General features: G+C 69.0%; 15 protein-coding genes. 6 read left to right on the top strand and 9 right to left on the bottom strand.

Annotated elements, in window-relative coordinates; genetic code table 11:
- Positions 1–95: 95 nt before the first annotated feature.
- Positions 96–479 (bottom strand): TIGR02300 family protein, encoded by a 384-nt coding sequence (locus tag EJ903_RS18355; RefSeq protein ID WP_126618142.1) that lies wholly within the window; start codon positions 477–479, stop codon positions 96–98.
- Positions 480–725: 246 nt separating this feature from the next.
- On the opposite strand from EJ903_RS18355, the gene aroA reads away from it, so the two are divergent.
- The 5 genes from aroA to EJ903_RS18330 all read left to right on the top strand — a co-directional run bounded on the left by aroA (position 726) and on the right by EJ903_RS18330 (position 7,148).
- A complete protein-coding gene (gene aroA, locus EJ903_RS18350) occupies positions 726–2,063 on the top strand; it encodes a 3-phosphoshikimate 1-carboxyvinyltransferase (RefSeq protein WP_126618140.1) in 1,338 nt (445 codons plus the stop codon).
- A 17-nt stretch (positions 2,064–2,080) separates the two neighbouring features.
- Positions 2,081–2,737, top strand: coding sequence for a (d)CMP kinase (gene cmk / locus EJ903_RS18345; RefSeq protein ID WP_174237328.1), 657 nt, complete (start codon positions 2,081–2,083; stop codon positions 2,735–2,737).
- A gap of 169 nt (positions 2,738–2,906) precedes the next feature.
- On the top strand, positions 2,907–4,613 hold the full coding sequence (gene rpsA / locus EJ903_RS18340; RefSeq protein WP_126618136.1) for a 30S ribosomal protein S1: 1,707 nt from the start codon (positions 2,907–2,909) through the stop codon (positions 4,611–4,613).
- 251 nt (positions 4,614–4,864) lie between these two features.
- Positions 4,865–6,520 (top strand): HD domain-containing phosphohydrolase, encoded by a 1,656-nt coding sequence (locus EJ903_RS18335; protein ID WP_126618134.1) that lies wholly within the window; start codon positions 4,865–4,867, stop codon positions 6,518–6,520.
- Positions 6,521–6,680: 160 nt separating this feature from the next.
- Positions 6,681–7,148 (top strand): preQ0 transporter, encoded by a 468-nt coding sequence (locus tag EJ903_RS18330; protein ID WP_126618132.1) that lies wholly within the window; start codon positions 6,681–6,683, stop codon positions 7,146–7,148.
- 105 nt (positions 7,149–7,253) lie between these two features.
- On the opposite strand, the gene EJ903_RS27360 is transcribed toward EJ903_RS18330, so the two are convergent.
- The 3 genes from EJ903_RS27360 to EJ903_RS18315 all read right to left on the bottom strand — a co-directional run bounded on the left by EJ903_RS27360 (position 7,254) and on the right by EJ903_RS18315 (position 8,876).
- Entirely contained in the window at positions 7,254–7,652 is a 399-nt protein-coding gene (locus EJ903_RS27360; RefSeq protein ID WP_210211474.1) for a hypothetical protein, read from the bottom strand.
- A 131-nt stretch (positions 7,653–7,783) separates the two neighbouring features.
- Positions 7,784–8,158 (bottom strand): response regulator, encoded by a 375-nt coding sequence (locus EJ903_RS18320; protein ID WP_126618130.1) that lies wholly within the window; start codon positions 8,156–8,158, stop codon positions 7,784–7,786.
- Between the two features lie 106 nt (positions 8,159–8,264).
- Positions 8,265–8,876 (bottom strand): LysE family translocator, encoded by a 612-nt coding sequence (locus tag EJ903_RS18315; RefSeq protein ID WP_126618128.1) that lies wholly within the window; start codon positions 8,874–8,876, stop codon positions 8,265–8,267.
- A gap of 174 nt (positions 8,877–9,050) precedes the next feature.
- On the opposite strand from EJ903_RS18315, the gene EJ903_RS18310 reads away from it, so the two are divergent.
- Positions 9,051–9,317 carry a hypothetical protein gene (locus tag EJ903_RS18310; RefSeq protein ID WP_126618126.1) on the top strand — a complete coding sequence of 89 codons (267 nt, stop codon included), beginning with the start codon at positions 9,051–9,053 and terminating at the stop codon, positions 9,315–9,317.
- 36 nt (positions 9,318–9,353) lie between these two features.
- Here the strand turns inward: EJ903_RS18310 and EJ903_RS18305 are convergent, their stop codons facing one another.
- The 5 genes from EJ903_RS18305 to EJ903_RS18285 all read right to left on the bottom strand — a co-directional run bounded on the left by EJ903_RS18305 (position 9,354) and on the right by EJ903_RS18285 (position 18,335).
- Complete coding sequence (locus EJ903_RS18305; protein ID WP_126618124.1) at positions 9,354–11,339, bottom strand: molybdopterin biosynthesis protein; 1,986 nt, start codon at positions 11,337–11,339, stop codon at positions 9,354–9,356.
- Between the two features lie 101 nt (positions 11,340–11,440).
- Positions 11,441–12,670, bottom strand: coding sequence for a molybdopterin-binding protein (locus tag EJ903_RS18300; protein ID WP_126618122.1), 1,230 nt, complete (start codon positions 12,668–12,670; stop codon positions 11,441–11,443).
- A gap of 40 nt (positions 12,671–12,710) precedes the next feature.
- The gene (locus tag EJ903_RS18295) at positions 12,711–13,628 is read right to left on the bottom strand and encodes a diguanylate cyclase (RefSeq protein WP_126618120.1); all 918 of its coding nucleotides are present in this window, start codon (positions 13,626–13,628) and stop codon (positions 12,711–12,713) included.
- Between the two features lie 8 nt (positions 13,629–13,636).
- On the bottom strand, positions 13,637–17,431 hold the full coding sequence (locus tag EJ903_RS18290) for a response regulator (protein ID WP_246015724.1): 3,795 nt from the start codon (positions 17,429–17,431) through the stop codon (positions 13,637–13,639).
- 133 nt (positions 17,432–17,564) lie between these two features.
- Positions 17,565–18,335, bottom strand: a complete 771-nt coding sequence (locus EJ903_RS18285; RefSeq protein ID WP_126618116.1) for an RNA methyltransferase — start codon at positions 18,333–18,335, stop codon at positions 17,565–17,567.
- Positions 18,336–18,376: the final 41 nt, after the last annotated feature.

Genomic DNA, 18,376 nt, shown 5'->3' with positions numbered 1-18,376 from the left:
TAGTCAGGACGCCGGGCGATGCAAGCGGAAAATTCCGGGGGCATCGCTTTTTTGTCCGGCCTCCGCCAGCGGCCCGCGCCACCGGCGGGCGCGCGTCAGCGCTCCTCCTCGTCCTCGCCGTCGACCACGACCTCGTCCATGTCGTCTTCGCCCAGTTCGGAGGTGTCTTCGATCAGGACGTCGTCCTCATCCTCGACCGCGTCGGCGGCGTCGTCGATGTCGTCGACCGACACGTCGTCCTCAACGCCCTCCAGCTCGGCGGCCTCGGCGTCCTCAACCTCGACCTCATCCTCCTCGACGACGACGACCTTCTTGGTGTCGTCCGCCGGGGCCGGGCGGGCCTTGCGGGACTTCAGCAACGCTTCGGGGTCGAATTGCGCGCCGCAGCTCGGGCAGACCGGCGGATCCTTGCGCATGTCGTAATAGCGAGCGCCACAGCTCGGGCAGATGCGCTTGACGCCCCATTCGGGTTTGGCCACGCCACGTCCTCCGTCACAGAAAAAATCAGGAAAGCTCAAGTTGCGCCCTTTGCCACGCGGCACGGCGCTTGTCAAAAAAAACCTGCGACGCGGCGCACAAGTGGGAAGATCATGCCCGAATCCGCGCCCCAATCCACCGGAAACCGCACCGCGCTCGCGTCGCGTGCGGGCCTGTGCTAGGTACACGGCCAATGGCTTTGCGCCCATATCGTTTCGCCCGTATCACTTCATGCCCGAGGGTTTCCCATGTCGCAGGTCAAACCGCTGCGTTCCTCGTTTTCCGGCCCGCTCGTCGGCACCGTCCAGGTGCCGGGCGACAAGTCGATCTCGCACCGGTCGCTGATGCTGGGGGCCATCGCCGTCGGGGAAACCGTGATCCATGGCCTGTTGGAAGGCGAAGACGTGCTGCACACCGCCGCCGCCATGCGGCTGCTCGGCGCGCAGGCCGACCGCGACTCCGATGGGGTGTGGCGCGTGCGCGGCGTCGGGCTGGGCGCGTTGCAGGAACCGGCCCAGGTGCTGGACATGGGCAACAGCGGAACCGCCGCGCGGCTGCTGATGGGTCTGGTCGCCGCCCACCCGATCACCTGCGTGTTCACCGGCGACGCCTCGCTGAACAAGCGCCCGATGGCGCGCGTGACCAAGCCGCTGGAACAGATGGGCGCGCGCTTCGTCGGGCGGTCGGGCGGTCGGCTGCCGCTGACCGTGGTCGGCAGCGACCAATTGGTGCCGATCACCTACCGGCTGCCGGTGGCGTCGGCCCAGGTGAAATCGGCCATCCTGCTGGCCGGCCTGAACACCCCCGGCACCACCACGGTGATCGAGGCGGAACCCACCCGCGACCACACCGAAACCATGCTGCGGCATTTCGGCGCGACGGTGACGACCGAGCGGCAGGAGGACGGCGCGCTGGCCGTCACCGTCACCGGCCAGCCGGAATTGACCGGGCGCAGCATCCATGTGCCCGCCGATCCCAGCTCCGCCGCCTTCCCGCTGGTGGCCGCGCTGCTGCGCCCCGGCTCGGAGATCGTGTTGAAGGACGTCGGCATGAACCCCCGCCGCACCGGCCTGTACGACACGCTGATCGAGATGGGGGCCGACATCACCTTTGAAAACCAGCGCGACGAAGCCGGGGAGCCGGTGGCCGACCTGCGGGTGAAGCACAGCCGCCTGCGCGGCGTGGTGGTCCCCGCCGACCGCGCCCCCAGCATGATCGACGAATACCCGGTGCTCGCCGCCGCCGCCGCCTGCGCGGAAGGGACCACGGTGATGCTGGGGCTGAAGGAGCTGCGGGTGAAGGAAAGCGACCGTCTGGCCATGGTCGCCGACGGGCTGGCCGCCTGCGGCGTGTCGCGCGAGGTCGGGGCCGACGACAGCCTGACCGTGCACGGGACCGGCGAACCGCCCAAGGGCGGCGCGCTGATCGCCACCGCGATGGACCACCGCATCGCCATGAGCTTCCTGGTGCTCGGCACCGCTTCGGCCGAACCGATCCAGGTCGATGACGGGGCCTTCATCGAAACCAGTTTCCCCGGCTTCGTGGAGCTGATGAACGGGCTGGGCGCGAAAATTTCGGAGGCCTGACCGCCATGACCACCCCCATCGTTGTCGCCATCGACGGCCCGGCGGCCAGCGGCAAGGGCACATTGTCGCAACGCGTCGCCCAGGCCTTTGGGTTCGCCCATCTCGACACCGGGGTGCTGTACCGCGCCGTCGGCCTGTCGGTGCTGCGGGCGGGTGGCGATCCTGCCGACACCGCAGCGGCGGCGCAGGCGGCCTTGGCGCTGACCCCCGACCACCCGATCCTGCGCGAGGTGGAGCTGCGCACCGACGAGGCGGCGCAGGCCGCCAGCAAGGTGGCGGCGGTCCCGGAGGTGCGGGCGGCCCTGCTGGATTTCCAGCGCCGCTTCACCCAACACCCCCCCGGCGGCGCGCCGGGGTCGGTGCTGGACGGGCGGGACATCGGCACCGTGGTGTGCCCCGACGCCAGCGCCAAGCTGTTCGTCACCGCCTCGCTGGAGGTGCGGGCGGAGCGGCGACTCAAGGAGTTGCGGACTCGGGGGATTCCGGCTATACCGTCCGACGTCCTGGAGGACATGAAGGCTCGTGATGCGCGTGACAGCCAGAGAGCGGTGGCCCCGCTCCGTCCGGCTGTTGACGCTTTTGTGCTTGATACTTCCGCTCTCAGCGCCGACGAGGTGTTTGATCAGGCGGTGGCTTACATCGGCTCGAAAACCGGACTGCGGCCTGCGGCCTGACCGCTGGGCTTGGGTCGCGGGGCGGGCGGGTCGAACGCTCTCCACGGAAAACCATCAACCCAAGTCGCCGGGCGTGGTGCCCGGCGCGGCGGTTTTGTGAGGGTCGCGCCCATTTTGCCGTGGGCATGGCCGAAGCGGAGCCGCTTTTGCGCCACCTTTAGGAGTTTCAATGGCACAAGCACAGGCCCGGACGGTCGAAAAGGAAAGCTTTGCGGCTCTGTTGGAAGAGTCGCTCGGCGCCGCCGACTCGCTGGAAGGCACCGTCGTCAAGGGGCGCGTGGTCGCTGTCGAGAACGACATGGTCACGATCGACGTCGGTCTGAAGTCGGAAGGCCGCGTCGCGCTGAAGGAATTCGCCGTCGCCGGGCAGGCTCCCGAGCTGAAGGCCGGTGACACGGTCGAAGTCTACCTGGAGCGCATGGAAGACAAGAACGGCGAAGCGATGCTGAGCCGTGAGAAGGCCAAGCGCGAAGAAGCCTGGGCGCTGTTGGAGAAGTCCTTCACCGACCAGAGCCGCGTCACCGGCGTCATCTTCGGTCGCGTCAAGGGCGGCTTCACCGTCGACCTGTCGGGCGCGGTTGCCTTCCTGCCCGGCTCGCAGGTTGACATCCGTCCGGTCCGCGACATCTCGCCGCTGCTGGGCACGCCGCAGCCCTTCCAGATCCTCAAGATGGACCGTTCGCGCGGCAACATCGTTGTCTCGCGCCGCGCCGTGCTCGAAGAGAGCCGTGCGGAGGCCCGTTCGGAGCTGGTGGCCAACCTCAAGGAAGGCCAGATTCTCCAGGGTGTGGTCAAGAACATCACCGACTACGGCGCGTTCGTGGATCTGGGTGGCGTCGATGGCCTGCTGCACGTCACCGACATCGCGTGGCGCCGCATCAACCATCCGTCGGAAGCCCTGCAGATCGGCCAGACCGTCACGGTCCAGGTCATCCGCTTCAACCCGGAAACCCAGCGCATCAGCCTGGGCATGAAGCAACTGGAAGCCGATCCGTGGGAAGGCGTCGAAGCCAAGTACCCGGTCAGCGCCAAGTTCAAGGGCCGCGTCACCAACATCACCGACTACGGCGCCTTCGTGGAGCTGGAGCCGGGGATCGAGGGCCTGGTCCACGTGTCCGAAATGTCCTGGACCAAGAAGAACGTCCATCCGGGCAAGATCGTGTCGACCTCGCAAGAAGTCGAAGTCATGGTCCTGGACGTCGATCCGCAGAAGCGCCGCATCAGCCTCGGCCTCAAGCAGTGCCTGGACAACCCGTGGGAAACCTTCACGGACAAGTTCGGCGCGGGCACCGAGCTGGAAGGCGAAGTCAAGAACATCACCGAATTCGGTCTGTTCGTTGGCCTGCCGGGCGACATCGACGGCATGGTCCACATGTCGGATCTCGACTGGAACAAGTCGGGTGAAGAGGCGATCGCCGAGTACAAGAAGGGCGACCGCGTCAAGGTCAAGGTCCTCGACGTCGACGTCGAGAAGGAGCGCATCAGCCTCGGCATCAAGCAGCTCGCGAACGATCCGTTCGAAGCCGCCACCGCCGGTCTGAAGAAGAACGAGGTCGTCACCTGCACCGTGACCCAGGTCACGGACGGCGGCATCGAAGTGTCCGTTGGCGAGGGCTACACCGGCTTCATCCGCAAGTCGGACCTGTCCCGCGAGCGTTCCGAACAGCGCCCCGAGCGTTTCGCCGTTGGCGAAAAGATCGACGCCAAGGTCACGCAGATCGACCGTGGTTCGCGCCGCATCTCGCTGTCCATCAAGGCCCGCGAGATGGAAGAAGAGAAGCAGGCGATGGCCGAGTACGGTTCGTCCGACTCGGGTGCGTCGCTGGGCGACATCCTGGGCGCCGCGCTGAAGCGCAAGCAGCAGCACGACGAGTGATCGGATCGGCGGCGATCCCGTTTCCCGCGCCTGGGCGCGGCGTGACGGGATCGCCCCGCCCCCGTCACGCCGGGTTATGAGACGAAAAGGCCGCTGCCCATCCGGGACAGCGGCCTTTTTGCTGCCGCGCGCCCGGCCTGCGCCCAGCGCGGCGAAAGTTCGAAGACCGAACCGATGAGGATTGAAGCGGCGGCGTTGCCCAGGTAGTTTTGACCAGCGGGCGACGCTGACACACAACCACCGGGATCGCCATGCCGAACCGTTCTGCACCCTCGGACACTCCTGGCCCGGCCAAACCCGCCGCATCCCTGCCCATTCTGGTGGTGGACGCCGCGCCAACCCTGATGGCGCTGGCCACCGAGGCGCTGGCCACCCTGACGGTGGAGGGGGCCGCTGTCCGGTTGATCGCCGCACACAGCAGCGCCGACGCGCAACAGGCGCTCTACGATCACCCGGACATCGCCCTCATCCTGATCGATCCGGCCCTGGGCGGCGGGGCTGATGATGCGCGCGTCGGGCTGGACCTGATCGCGCACATCCGCACCGACATGGGCAACCAGCGCACCCGCATCGTCCTGTGCACCGAACATCCGGAAGCGCTGGGTGATGACGCCCTGCCCGCCACCCACGACGTCAGCGATTGCCGCGCCAAGGCCGATCTGACGCCGCGCGCCCTGCGCGCCGCCGTGGCCGGGCAATTGCGCGCCTTCGCCAGCCTTCAGGCGCTGGCCGCCGGACGCAAGGATTTGGCCCGCATGCTGGTGGCGACCACCGGCCTGTTGGAGATGCGCACGCCCGACACCCTGTTTCCCGCCATCCTGCCCCGCGTCGTCGGCCTGTTGGGGATGGGGCGGCACGCTCTGCTGTGCGTGCAGGGCGACACCCAGCCGCGCGACCGCAAGATCCGCGTGCGCGCCTGCATCGGGCGCTTTGCCGCCTGGAAGGACGCCGATCTGGCCAATGTGGGCGAACCGGCCATCGAAGCGGCGCTGGCCCGGCTGTCGCCCAGCAGCGAAACCATCATCGAGGATGGCTTCTGCGCCCTGCGCCTGCGCGCCCGTGGCGGCATCACCGGCATGATCTATGTCGAAGGCCAGCGCGACAGCGGTGCCCGTGAATGGCAGTTGCTGGAGCTGTTCCGCAACAAATGCGCCATCGCCTTTGAAAACGCCCTGCTGTTCGAAGAGCTGAACATCGCGCAAAAGGCCACGGTTCTGGCGATGGCCTCCTTGGCCGAATACAAGGACAACGCCGCTCCCGGCCATTTGCAGCGCATCGAACGTCTGGTCGGCGACACCGCGCGCGAATTGCACGCCCGTGGCCAGTTCCGCGACGAGCTGGACGCCGATTGCCTGGACCGCGTCGGCCTCGCCGCCATCCTGCACGATGTCGGGATGCTCAGCATTTCCGAAGAAACGCTGGGCATGCCGGGGGAATTGGGCGGCAACGACATGATCGCGGTGCGCCGCCACACCGAGGTCGGCCACCGCATCCTCAGCGCGGCGGCGGCCCCGCTGCGCGGTCGTTCGCTGTTGGCGATGGCGGCGGAGATCGCCCGTTACCACCACGAACGCTTTGACGGGTCGGGCTATGTCGAAGGCTTGGCGGGCGACGCCATCCCCATCGCCGCCCGCATCACCGCCGTCGCCGACGTGTTCGACGCGCTGATCACCGAACGCCCCTATCGCGGGGCCTGGACGCTGGACGAGGCGGTCGACTGGATCGCCGCCAAGGCGGGGGAGGAGTTCGACCCCCGTGTGGTGGACGCCTTCCTGGCCGTGATCCGCCGCCTGCGCGCCACCGAACCCGATTGGTTCCCCAAGGCCGGGGGCGGCAACGGTGTGCTGGGCGGCTTGTTGGGGCGCAAGCTGCGCGGCCTGTTCGGACGCCGCCCCGTGTCACCGTAAGCGTCGCCGCAAACGCGCGTGTGGGGTGACGGGCCGCCTCTTCTCTCGGCTTGGCGAATCTGGTAGATCCCGCGTCGCGCGGGGCGCTCGCATTCACGCGGGTTTGCTCCGGTCATCCGCGCCCGTATTGCCACGGGTCGCCCATCCGGGAATCGTGAACATGATCTGGCTTTCCGCCTACATCGGCAGCATCCTTGCCATCAACTACGCCTTCAGCCTGTTTCCCCATCTGGATCTCGTCTGGTCCTGCTGGGTTGGTCTGATTTTCGTTCTGCGCGACATGGTGCAGGTCCGTTTCGGCCATTGGGCGCTGGCCGCCATGCTGGCCGGGACCGTGCTGTCCTATCTGCTGGCGGACCCCTTCGTCGCCACCGCCAGCGTCGCCGCCTTCGCCGTGTCGGAACTGATCGACTGGCTGGTCTTCACCGTCACCAAGCGCCCGCTGCGCGATCGCCTGTGGCTGAGCGCGGCCCTGTCGGTGCCGGTGGACACCGCGCTGTTCTTCGGCATGCTGGGGGTGTGGGATCCCGGCGTGTGGGCCGCCAGCCTGGCGTCGAAGCTGGTGGGCGTGTCGGCGGTGTGGGCGCTGATGCGCGCGCGCGAAGGCCGGATCGCCGTCCCCGCCTGATCGCCAGCGCTTTGCCAAAGCGAACCGCAAGGGCACAAAAAAGCCCCCGCCCTGTTGGGCCGGGGGCTTTTTTCATGCCCTGGGAAGCGCGCCGAACGGCCAGCCTCAGCGACGCGGACCACCACCGGCGGGCTTGGAGGCGTACCACCAATCACCGATCAACGCGCCCGCCGCCGCCCCGATGAGCGTCGAGAAGGGGCCATGCGCCAGCGCGCCGACGCCAACACCCCCCGCCGCCATGCCGACGCCAATCGCCAACGCCTGACCGGGCGGCAGACCGAACACGGTCGGAGAGGCCGCAGCCACAGGGGCCGGGGCCGCCGGGGCGGAAACCGCAGGGGCTGGAGCCGCCGCCGTTGGCGCAGCCGGGGTTGTTGGCACAGCCGGAGCCGGTGTTGCCGCCGGAGCGGGAGCGGCGGGGGCTGGGGCAGCCGTCTGCGCCTGAACGCTCAGGGGGGCGACCGCCAGAAGCGTGGCAACCGCCAGCAGACCGATTTTGCGCATCACACAATCTCCACGCGGAAGGATGGGAGCCTCATCATGACACCGCAACGCGAGCACCGCCACATCGGCGCGGCCCCGGCGTGTCTCCGCCGGTCCATCGACGTGTCCCCCGAGGGACTCAACCGGTGGCCTCAGCCGATGACGTGAGCGGCCAGCACCTCGGACGCCAACAGCCCCGGATTGATCGGTTTGGAAATCACCCGGGTCACGCCCAGCCGTTCGAACACGGCGGCGGTCATGTGGGCGGGGACCTTCTCGTCCACCGCCGACAGAACGATGATCTGGGCGTGCGGGCGCAGGTTGCGCGCCGCCTGGATCAGTTCGAATCCGTCATGCTCCGGCATGATGATGTCGGTGACGATCACGTCGAAATCCTGCAACGACAACACCTCGATGGCGGCCAGCGCCCCATCGCACATGACGATCTCGTGCCCGTCCTTCGCCAGGATCGCGCGCACCAGATTGCGCGTCACCGGATCGTCATCGACCACCAGAACCTTCGCCATCCGCCCCATACCCCTGCTGCGCGGCCAAACCGCATAAGCTTAATAGCAGATGCGCAAACAACCAATGCGGAAAGATCCCGATCGCCCACACCGCAACGCCCGCGCGTCAGCGGTCGGCCAAGGCCAGCTTGGCCCCCAACGCCGCGAACGCCCCGGCAAAGACCCGCCGCATCCAGGTCAGCGCCTGCGGACGAGACACCACATGGGTGCGGACAGCGGCGGCGCACAGCCCATAGACGGCAAAAACACCGAACGTGATCAGCATGAACACGCCGCTGAGTTCCAGCATCCGCGCCAGGGGCTGGTCGGCCCCATCGGGCACGAATTGCGGCAGGAAGGCCAGGAAGAAGATCGACAGTTTGGGGTTGAGGATGTTGATGAGCACCGCCGACAGGATCACCTGCGCGTCGCTGCGGGGGCTGTGGTCCGGCTCCACCGTCAGCGCGCCATGGTCGCGCAGCGTCACCCAGGCCATGCAGAGCAGATAGAGCACACCCAGATATTTCAGGATCTGGAAGGCCAGCGCGCTGGCGTGCAGCACCGCCGCCACCCCCAATATCGCCGCCGCCATGTGCGGGACGATGCCGATGGTGCAGCCAAACGCCGCAACCAGGCTGGCCCGCGACCCGCGCGACAGGCCCGCCGCCAGCGTGAACAGAACCCCGGTGCCGGGCGACGCGGCCACGATCAGGGAGGTCAACAGGAACTCAACGCCCATGGCCAACGCGCTCCCGCTTCCGGTGACTCCACCCAGGGTGCCCGCGATACCCCTGCCCTGTCCAGCGTGGACGCGGGACGCGCGCGCTGCACGCTTGACAGCGCGCGCGTCCCGGCGCTTTCTGCCCCGCATCCAGGCCCGCCGCCCGGGCCGACCGCCTTCGGAACCCGTGCCATGCCCCTCGACGATTTGACCGACGCCGCGCTGACCGCCGACACCAGCCTCGCCACGCTCGACCGGATGGATCCCTCCGCCCGTCCGCGTCTGGCCCTGCTGCACCCGGTGTTCGCCATGGCGGACGCGCTGCCGGGCGAGGCCAGCCTCGGCGCGGTGGCCGACGCCATCGGCCTGCCGGTCGCCGCCCTGCTGGCGACGGCGGGCGGGGCGATCCGGGTGGAGGCACCGGCGGGCGGCTGCGGCTGCTCCTGCTCCACCCACTGACCCCCGCCTCACCGACCCGCGCGTCGGCGGGGATGCTCAGCGGCTGAAGCCCATCTCCCGCAGCGCCTGGACCACCTCCGCCGACTCGAGCAACGCGATGAAGCGCCGCACCGCCGGACGGTCGCGGCGACTCGTGGGCAACACAAAATCATAGTGTTCCTCGCGCAGCGGCAGGAACCCCAAGCCGTAGAGCGACGCCGCGCTGGAGATCGCCACCCCCCAATCCGCCCGCCCCTGCGCCACCGCCACGGCGACGGCGTTGTGCGATTTCGCCTGCGTCCAATAGCCGGTTGGGCGGACACCGCCCAGCAGCCGGTCGGTCAGAATGCGGGTCCCGCTGCCCGCGTTGCGGTTGATCAGGATGCAGTCGGCCTGCCCGGCCACCCCGGCCAACGCCTCCTCCGCTGTCTTTCCCGCGAATCGCCCATCGCCCGGACGGAACAGGATGCCCTGCATCCGGCGATAGCCGGGAACAAGCTCCAGCCCTGGCGACAGGAACGGCGTGTTGTAGGCACCGGTCGCCGCGTCCATCAGATGGATCGGGGCCAGATCGCATTCGCCGCGCCGCGCCGCCGCCAGCCCGCCGCTGGACCCGACGTTCAACGCCTTCACCGTCATCCCATCGGCGATCAGGCGGCCCAGAACCGCGTTCAGGCCCAAACACTGGCTGCCGACCACGATCAGATCCGCCGGGGCCAGCGACCGCCCCAGCAACTGGACCGACACCGGGGTTCCGGCCTCCACCGCTTCGGCCTGCGCGTCGATGGCAAGGAAACCGTCGGCGTGGCTGAAGGCCGTGACGGCACCCGATCCCTTCGACAGCGGGTAGGCGGCCAACCCGTCGGCCTCCGCGCCGTCCGCGCCCTGCACCAGCGACACCATGACGTATTCGGTGCGCCCGCGCTCCGACCCCAACCGGACCGGCAGGGTGGCGGCGACCGCCTCCGTCGTCGCGGGCGGCAGCCCGGCCAGCGCGCGCAGAACCGGGGCGACAAAGCTGTGGAAGGTGAACATGGCGGAGGTTGGAAAGCCCGGCAACACCACCACCGGCTTGCCCGCCGTCACCGCCAGACAAAGCGGCTTGCCGGGTTTCAGCGCCACGCCATGGGCGACGATGCCCGGATCGGTCAGACGGGCGATCATCGCGTGCGACCGGTCCCCCGCCCCTTTCGAGGTGCCGCCCGACAGCAGCAGCGCGTCGCAGGCCAGCCCCTGGGCGATCAAACGGTCGAGCGATTCGTCGTCGTCCGCCGCGATGCCCAGCGCAACCGGCTCGCAGCCCAGTTCGGTGACGGCGGCGGCGAGGATGGCGGCGTTGGAATCATAAACCAGGCCGGGGCGGATCGGCTGGCCAGGAGCCACCAGCTCGTCGCCGGTGGACAGGATGGCGACGCGCGGGCGGCGGAAGACCGTCACCTCCGCCTGACCGATGGCGGCCAGCACGCCGATCTCGCGCGAGGTCAGGAGCTGCCCGCGCCGCAACACCACCTCCCCCCGGCCGATGTCGGACCCGGCGGCGGCGACAAAAGCCCCCGGCGTGGCCGCTTTGCCCACCACGAGCCACAGGCCGGTCTCGCCTGCCGCCGCCCCGGTTTCCTCGGTGTCGGTGTGTTCGACCATCACCACGGCGTCGGCCCCGCGCGGCATCATCCCGCCGGTGGCGATGACGGTGGCGGTTCCCGGTGCCACCGGGATCGTCGGCGTGCGCCCGGCGGCCAACACCTCGGCGTTCAGGCGCAGGCGGACGGGGGTGTCCTCCGTGGCGCCCGCCGTGTCGTCGGCGCGCACGGCAAAACCATCGACGACGGCGCGGTCGAAGCCCGGCACATCGACACCCGCCGTCGCGTCCTCTGCCAACACCCGGCCCAGCGCGGCGGCCAACGGAACCACATCGCGCCCGCGCGGGGTCAGATCGAGATGGCGGTGAAAGCGGGCGCGCGCCTCCTCGCCGCTGATCACGTCGAGAAACTGCTCCTGGCGGGCGGCCTGGGCCACGAAACGGCGGATGTCCTCGGTCGGCACGCGCGCACCCTCATCGCTCAAAGGCGGTCAAACGGAGCCGCATGCTAGCACAGCCGCCGACAGCGCCACCCCCTGCGTTGGTCGCACCCGCTCTTTGCCCATCACACCAGCATGTGAACCTGAACCGTGGCCCCCGCCGGGACCCCTTCGCTGTCCGCCGGGCACACGACCACGCCATCGGCGCGCGCCAACGCCGCCAAGCCCGGAACCACCGGGGACGCCACCGGCTCCACCCGATCACCACCCCGGCCATCGCCCCAGCCATCGCCCCAGCCATCGCCGATGAAGCGCACCCGGTGCAGATCGACGCTGCCGATCTCCGACACCAGCTTGCGGGCGGTCACGGCGGTCACGGCACGGCCCAACCCAGCCCCCACAAAATCCGTCACGCCCAGGCCCGCCCGCCGCCGCACCGCGCGCGCCCCCAACAGCGCGTAAGCCGACCAGCAGGCCATCGGCTCGCCGGGCAGCAGCAGCACCGGCACCGCCCCCACGGCCCCCAGCCCGGCGCTGTCGCCGGGGCGCAGGGCCACGCCGTGCCACGCGACCCGACCGGCGGCGGCCAGCGCCAGCGGGGCCACATCGTCCACCCCCACCCCGGTGCGTCCGGCGGTCAGAACCAGATCGGCCCCACCATCATCACAGGCCGCGCGCAGCGCGTCGGCCACCACCCGCCCGTCGGCGTCGGTGGAAACCGGCCCCAGCACGTCCGGAACGCCGCCATCGCGGCGGACCAGCGCGGCCAGCATCAGGCCCAGCGCCTCCCCCTCCCCGCCGCGCGGCCCACCCACCAGCAGAATGCGGACGCGCGGCGGCGGGTGCGCCGTGACCAGCCGCAGCCCAAGCCCCGCCAGCAGACCAAGATCGGACGGTCGGAGCACCCGGCCCACCGGCAGCGCACTGGCCCCCGCCGACAGGGCGGCGGCCCGCCGCTCCACACCGGCCCCCGGCGGGACCGCCTCGACCGCTTCGACACCGCCAGAGCTGCGCAGGAGCGCCTCCACCGGCAGCACCGCGTTGGTCCCGGGGGGCAGGGGATCGCCCGACGACAGGCCGTGCGCGCCGATCAAGGGAATGGGGGTATAACTCCCGGCCCCAAGGCTGTCGGCGGCGTCGATCGCCACCCCGTCGCGCGCCGCACGGTCGGCAGGGGGCCAATCCCCGGGGGCGATGACGGGCGCGGCCAGACACAGGCCGACCGCCCCGGCCAACGGAACCGGTCGGGGGGCCAGCGGCGGACAGGCGGCATCGATCCCGGCCTGCGCGTCGCGCAACGACACCCGGCGGGAAAAGCCGCGCCCGCGCGCGTCCTGAAAGACAAAGCCGGTCATGGATCCGTCCGTGCTGCGACTCCGTCCACGCCCCTGCGCGTCAACGGGCGGGAACCAGCGCGCCTTGCGCCCGGTTGCGCCCGCTGCGCTTGGCCTGATAGAGCAACTGATCGGCGGTTTGCGTCAGGGTGGCCGGGGCCACGTCCATGGTGGGAATGACCGTCGCCACCCCCAGGCTGATGGTGACGTGCGAGGCGACCAACGACTGGGCGTGCGGAATGGCGCTGTCCGCCACCGCGCTGCGCAGCCGTTCGGCCACCTGCATCGCCCCCTCGCCCTCCGTTTCCGGCAGCAGACAGACAAACTCCTCCCCACCGTAGCGGGCGACCAGATCGCCGGTGCGCTTCACCCGGTCGGCCAGCACCGCCGCCACCGCGCGCAGGCATTCGTCACCGGCCTGATGGCCGTAATGGTCGTTGTAGGTCTTGAAATGATCGACATCGAGGAGGATGAGCGACAGCGGTTGCCGCGAGCGCGCGCAGCGCCGCCATTCCCGCGCCATCGTCTCGTCGAAGCGGCGGCGGTTGGCGATGCCGGTCAGCCCATCCAGAAAGGACAGGCTGCGCAGCAGATCGGTTTGCCGTTTCAGCAGCAGATGGTTGCGCACCCGCGCCTTGACGATGGGCGGGCTGATCGGCTTGGTGATGAAGTCGATGGCCCCGACCTCCAGCCCGCGTGTCTCGTCCTCCACCTCGCTTTTGGCCGAGATGAAGATGATCGGGATGTCGTGGGTGGCGGGATCGGCCTTGATGCGGGCGCACACCTCGTACCCGTCCATCCCCGGCATCATGATGTCCAGCAGAACCAGATCGGGCAGCCGGGTCTGCACCAGATCCAGGGCCTTTTCGCCATCGGTGGCGAAATAGATGTCGTAGTCGTCCTTCAGAATCCGGCTGAGCACATGGACATTCGACGGAATGTCATCAACAACCAGGATCTTCGGGCGCGCGTCGGCCATGGGCGGTGTCAAACCGTGGGCAGGGAGACACCCAACTCTCGCGCAATCCGCTGCACGATGCCAAGCGCCCTTGGAAAGTCCAAACTGTCGATGGCGGCGGTCAGGCTCTTCATGGCGGAAGACTCGACCACCGGCGTCAACAGCGGTGCGAGTATAGCGAACTCCTCCGCCGCTGCGAAGTTACTGTCTTGCAACAATCTGACAAATTGCGCCAACTCCCTTTCCAGACGGGCAACATCATCGGACGACGACACCGCCGAGGGCGGTGGCACGGCGGCGGCCCCGGCGCGCTCCAGACGCCGGGCGGAGTCCAGAACGGCGGCCATTTCCACCCGCATGGTGGGGATCTGCGCCGCAACCCCGTCGGCGCTGCCCACATGGGCGGCGATCTGCACCGCATCCGCCGCCGCTGACAGGGTGCGCGCGCCGATGTTGCCCGCCAGACTTTTCAACTCGTGCCCCAACGCCTTGGCGCGCGGCAAATCGCCCCGCTCCAGCGCCGCCGCGATCTCCTCCACCGCGCCGCTGTAGGTTTTCGCAAAACTCTCGACGAAGCGGCGCAGCAGGGCGACGTCGCCATCAAAGCGGCTGAGGGCGTCGACCACATCCAACCCCGGCAAGGCATCGGGCAAGGCGTCGGGGTTTGGGGCCGGCGATGGAGAGGGGGACGCTGCCAATGACGGCCGACCGGGTCGCGCGGGCGGCGGTGCCGCGTCCCACCCGGGCCCCGGCTCCGCCCGCAACGGCGGACCGATCCAGCGCGTCAGCACCGTGAAAAGCTGTTCGATGTCGAACGGCTTGGGCACATGGTCGCTCATGCCGTGATCCAGGCAGCGTTGGCGGTCGGCGGGCAACGCGCTGGCGGTCATGGCGATGATCGGCAGGCGGTCGCCACCGGGAAAGCTGCGCATCGCGGCCGTCGCTTCGAATCCGTTCATGTCCGGCATGTGGACGTCCATCAGCACCGCGTCGAACCCCTGGGGGTTGTTGCGCAGCAAGGCCAGGGCGTGCCGACCATCCTCGGCGGTTTCCACGCGCGCGCCCGCGCGCTCCAGGATCTCGCGCGCAACGTCACGGCTGATGCCGTTGTCCTCCGCCAGCAGCAGGCGACGCCCCCGCAGCACCCGGCGGGCCGACCATTCCGCCGCCTCGGTGACAGTGGTCGCGGTGTCGGCGGTGGCCCCGACCGCCCGGTCGGCGGATGGGGCGCTCCCTTCGCCCCGGCCTTCCTGCCGGGCGTAGGCCACCGTCACCGCGTCCAGCAGGGTGGAGGCCGTGACCGGCTTCACCAGGAACCCCGCCACGCCGATCTCCTCGAATTGCGTGCCGACCCGCTCGCGCCCATAGCCGCTGATGACGATGATGATGGGCGCGCCGGTGGGATCATCGGCGCGGACACGGCGGGCGGCCTCCAGCCCGTCCATCTCCGGCATCTTCCAATCCATCAGGACCAGATCGTACGGATGGCCCGACCGGGTGGCGCGTTCGATCTCGTCCAGCGCCTCGCGCCCGTTGGCGCAGGCGGTCGCCGCCCAGCCAAAGGTTCCAGCGATCTCGGCCAGCACCGCGCGCGCGGTCGGGTGGTCGTCCACCACCAGCACCGACAGATCGCGCGGAACCGACCGCGCAACGGTTCGCGACGGCAGCGCCTCGCGCCGAACGCCGAAGCGGGCCTCGAAATGGAAATCGCTGCCCCGCCCCACCACGCTGTCCACATCCATGCGTCCGCCCATCAGCCCGACCAGCCGGGCGCAGATGGCCAGCCCCAGCCCGGTGCCGCCAAAGCGGCGGGTGGTGGAGGCGTCGCCCTGGCTGAAGGCCTGGAACAGCCGCTCCTTCTGCTCAGCGGAAATGCCAATGCCGCTGTCGCGCACGGAAAAGGACAGGATCACCCCGTCGTCCGTGTCGGCCCGCCGCTTGACCGCCACCACCACCTCGCCCCGGTCGGTGAATTTGATGGCGTTGCCCGCCAGATTGATCAGCACCTGCTGCAACCGCAACGGATCGCCGATCAGGCTCAACGGCACGTCGGGGGCCACCGAAAACAGCACCTCGATGTCCTTGTCCTGCGCGGCGGCCCCGATGATGACGCCCAGATTCTGCAACAGATCGTCCAGGCGGAAATCGACGCTTTCCAGCTCGATCCGCCCGGCCTCGACCTTCGAGAAATCCAGGATGTCGTTCAGGATGCCCAGCAGCGATTGCGCCGACACCCGCACCTTGCGCAGGTAATCGGCCTGCCGGTCCGACAGCGCGGTCTGCTGCAACAGATGGGTCAGGCCCAGGATGGCGTTCATCGGTGTGCGGATTTCGTGGCTCATGTTGGCCAGAAATTCGGTTTTGGCCCGGTTGGCGGTTTCGGCGGCCACACGGGCGCTCGTCATCGCCGCTTCGGCGCGCTTGCGTTCGGCGATCTCGTGGAACACCAGAACCGCCCCCTCGACCCGGCCATCCTCCAGCATCGGCGAGGCGGTGTATTCCACCGCCACGGCGTTGCCGTCCTTGGTCCAATAGGTGTCTTCCAGGCCCCGACGGATCTCGCCGGTCTGCAACACCGCCATCACCGGACATTCCATAAACGGGTACGGGGTTCCATCCGCGCGGGTGTGGTGGATGAGGGCGTGCAGGTTGCGGCCCAGCAGCTCCTCGTTCGAATACCCGGTCAGCACCGAAGCCGCCGGGTTGGCAAAGGTGACGATGCCGTTGCGGTCCACACCGCAAATGCTGTCGGAGGCCGAATGCAGGATCAGGTTCATCCGCCGATTGGCGTTGGCGAACGCCCGGTTGGCCTCCGCCAGACGGTTGGCGGTGCGGTCCAGGTCGGTGTTGGCGTCCGCCAGCCGCCGTTGACCGGCGTCCTCGCGCGTCAGGCTGCGGGCGGCGGCAAAGGCCAGACCGGCGCAGCAGAACACCGCCAGCGCCAGGAAGAGACCGCCGCGCACCGCGCGCTCCTCCCACACCGCCATCTCCGCCGCTTTGGACACGCCGACCAGAACGATCAGCGGCAGATTGGTCACGCGCTGGAAGGAGACGATGCGCGTGCCGCCTGACGTCGGGGCGGCGATTTCAAAGGTTTCCGAGGCGGAGTAGATGGCGCGGCGCAGCGCCTCCCGCACATCCTCCCCCACCAACGCCTCCGCCGCCGGAACGCGCAGCACCGGCTTTCCATCGGTGCGGAACACCGCGATGGTCGCCCCTGCGCCCAGTTCCAGGCTGTCGAACAATTGCTGGTAATAATCCAGATCGACGTTCGCCTGCACCACCGCCTGAAGCGGCCCCTTGTCCGGCACCCGCCGGGTGATGACGAAGGAGTCCTGGCCGGTGATCGGCCCGACGATCCGTTCCCCAACCTGGAACTCGGTTCCGTTGGCGTGAAGCGGGAAAAAGCCGCGATCCGACGCGTTGAAGGCTGGCGCGGGAAAGCCCCGGGTGGTCAGCAGGGTCCGGCCATCGGGGGCGTAAACCCAGGCCGCCGAGATCTCCGGCAGATTGTCGACCATCTGGCTCATCGATTGCCACATCGGGCGGTTGCCGGGCAACCCCTCCAGCCCGTACCGACCGATCTGCTCGATGATGCGGACCAGAGCCAGATCGCCGGTGGCCACCGTGCGGCGCAGATGCTCCTGCACCACCCGCGCGGCGTTCTGCACCCGCTCTTCGGCGTGGCGCAGGGTGTCCTCGTGATCGGTCCAGGTGTGGTAAACCCGCAGCGCCACGCCCAGCGCCACAATCAGCACCAGGGCGATCAACAGCAGCCGATGGGACCGGGAGCGGGACACGGGCGTCGGCTTGGTCACTGTCATGCTCTCGCTCATCATCGCCGCCGTCGGTCGGCCCCCACGCCGCGCCCATGCCGCAAAGTATGAGCGTCGGCGCACCGCAACGGCAAGTGGGATGATCCCGACCCCAACCAACCGTTCCGGCGGTCGGACGCGCTCAGGCGTCGCCCTTGCGCTTGCCGGTCAGCGCGGCGATGACGCCGTGGAAGGTGCGGACCTCCTGCTCCGTCATCTCCATGCGCTCCAGCGCGTTGCGCAGGGTGCGGACCATCGACGGGCGTTTTTCCGGGCTGGTGAAAAAGCCGGTGCGGTCCAGAGCGCCTTCCAGATGCTCGAAGAAATTGACCAGTTCGCCCTTGGTCGCCGGGCGGGTCGCGCCGAAATGGACGAAGCGGTCGGGCGGCAGATCGCCGGTCTGGAACCACTCATAGCCGATCAGCAGAACCGCTTGGGCCAGATTGAGCGAGGCGAAGGACGGGTTGAGCGGCACGGTGATGAGGGTCTGGGCCAAGGTCAGATCGTCGTTCACCAGCCCGGTGCGCTCCGGCCCGAACAGCACGCCCACCCGCTGCCCGGCGCTGTAGCGCGCCCGCATCTCCTCCGCCGCCACGCGCGGGGTGACGAAGCGCTGGATCATGTCGCGGGTGCGCACGGTGGTGGCGAACACCACCTCCAGATCGGCCACCGCCTCGGCCGTGCTGTCGTAAAGCCGGACGTTGTCGATGACCAGATCGGCCCCGGAGGCGCTGGCCCGCGCCTTCTCGTTCGGCCAGCCGTCGCGCGGGCGGACCAGACGCAGATCGGTCAGGCCGCAATTCAGCATCGCGCGGGCGCAGGCCCCGATGTTCTCGCCCATCTGGGGCTGGACCAGAATGACGGACGGGCCGCCCAGAACGGACGGCAGGGTGGGGTTTTGGCCGGAGGTCATCGGATCAAACGCTGTGTCTGGTGTCGCAAATGAGGGATGGC

This window comes from Azospirillum griseum (genome assembly GCF_003966125.1).
GTDB lineage: Bacteria > Pseudomonadota > Alphaproteobacteria > Azospirillales > Azospirillaceae > Azospirillum > Azospirillum griseum.
This window is presented reverse-complemented; position numbering and strand designations above follow the sequence as displayed.

Bases quoted from the DNA above. Each gene is read 5' to 3' on its own strand.
- aroA (WP_126618140.1), top strand. From the start codon at position 726: ATGTCGCAGGTCAAACCGCTGCGTTCCTCGTTTTCCGGCCCGCTCGTC.
- rpsA (WP_126618136.1), top strand. From the start codon at position 2,907: ATGGCACAAGCACAGGCCCGGACGGTCGAAAAGGAAAGCTTTGCGGCT.
- EJ903_RS18335 (WP_126618134.1), top strand. From the start codon at position 4,865: ATGCCGAACCGTTCTGCACCCTCGGACACTCCTGGCCCGGCCAAACCC.
- EJ903_RS18330 (WP_126618132.1), top strand. From the start codon at position 6,681: ATGATCTGGCTTTCCGCCTACATCGGCAGCATCCTTGCCATCAACTAC.
- EJ903_RS27360 (WP_210211474.1), bottom strand. From the start codon at position 7,652: ATGCGCAAAATCGGTCTGCTGGCGGTTGCCACGCTTCTGGCGGTCGCC.
- EJ903_RS18320 (WP_126618130.1), bottom strand. From the start codon at position 8,158: ATGGCGAAGGTTCTGGTGGTCGATGACGATCCGGTGACGCGCAATCTG.
- EJ903_RS18315 (WP_126618128.1), bottom strand. From the start codon at position 8,876: ATGGGCGTTGAGTTCCTGTTGACCTCCCTGATCGTGGCCGCGTCGCCC.
- EJ903_RS18310 (WP_126618126.1), top strand. From the start codon at position 9,051: ATGCCCCTCGACGATTTGACCGACGCCGCGCTGACCGCCGACACCAGC.
- EJ903_RS18300 (WP_126618122.1), bottom strand. From the start codon at position 12,670: ATGACCGGCTTTGTCTTTCAGGACGCGCGCGGGCGCGGCTTTTCCCGC.
- EJ903_RS18295 (WP_126618120.1), bottom strand. From the start codon at position 13,628: ATGGCCGACGCGCGCCCGAAGATCCTGGTTGTTGATGACATTCCGTCG.
- EJ903_RS18290 (WP_246015724.1), bottom strand. From the start codon at position 17,431: ATGACAGTGACCAAGCCGACGCCCGTGTCCCGCTCCCGGTCCCATCGG.
- EJ903_RS18285 (WP_126618116.1), bottom strand. From the start codon at position 18,335: ATGACCTCCGGCCAAAACCCCACCCTGCCGTCCGTTCTGGGCGGCCCG.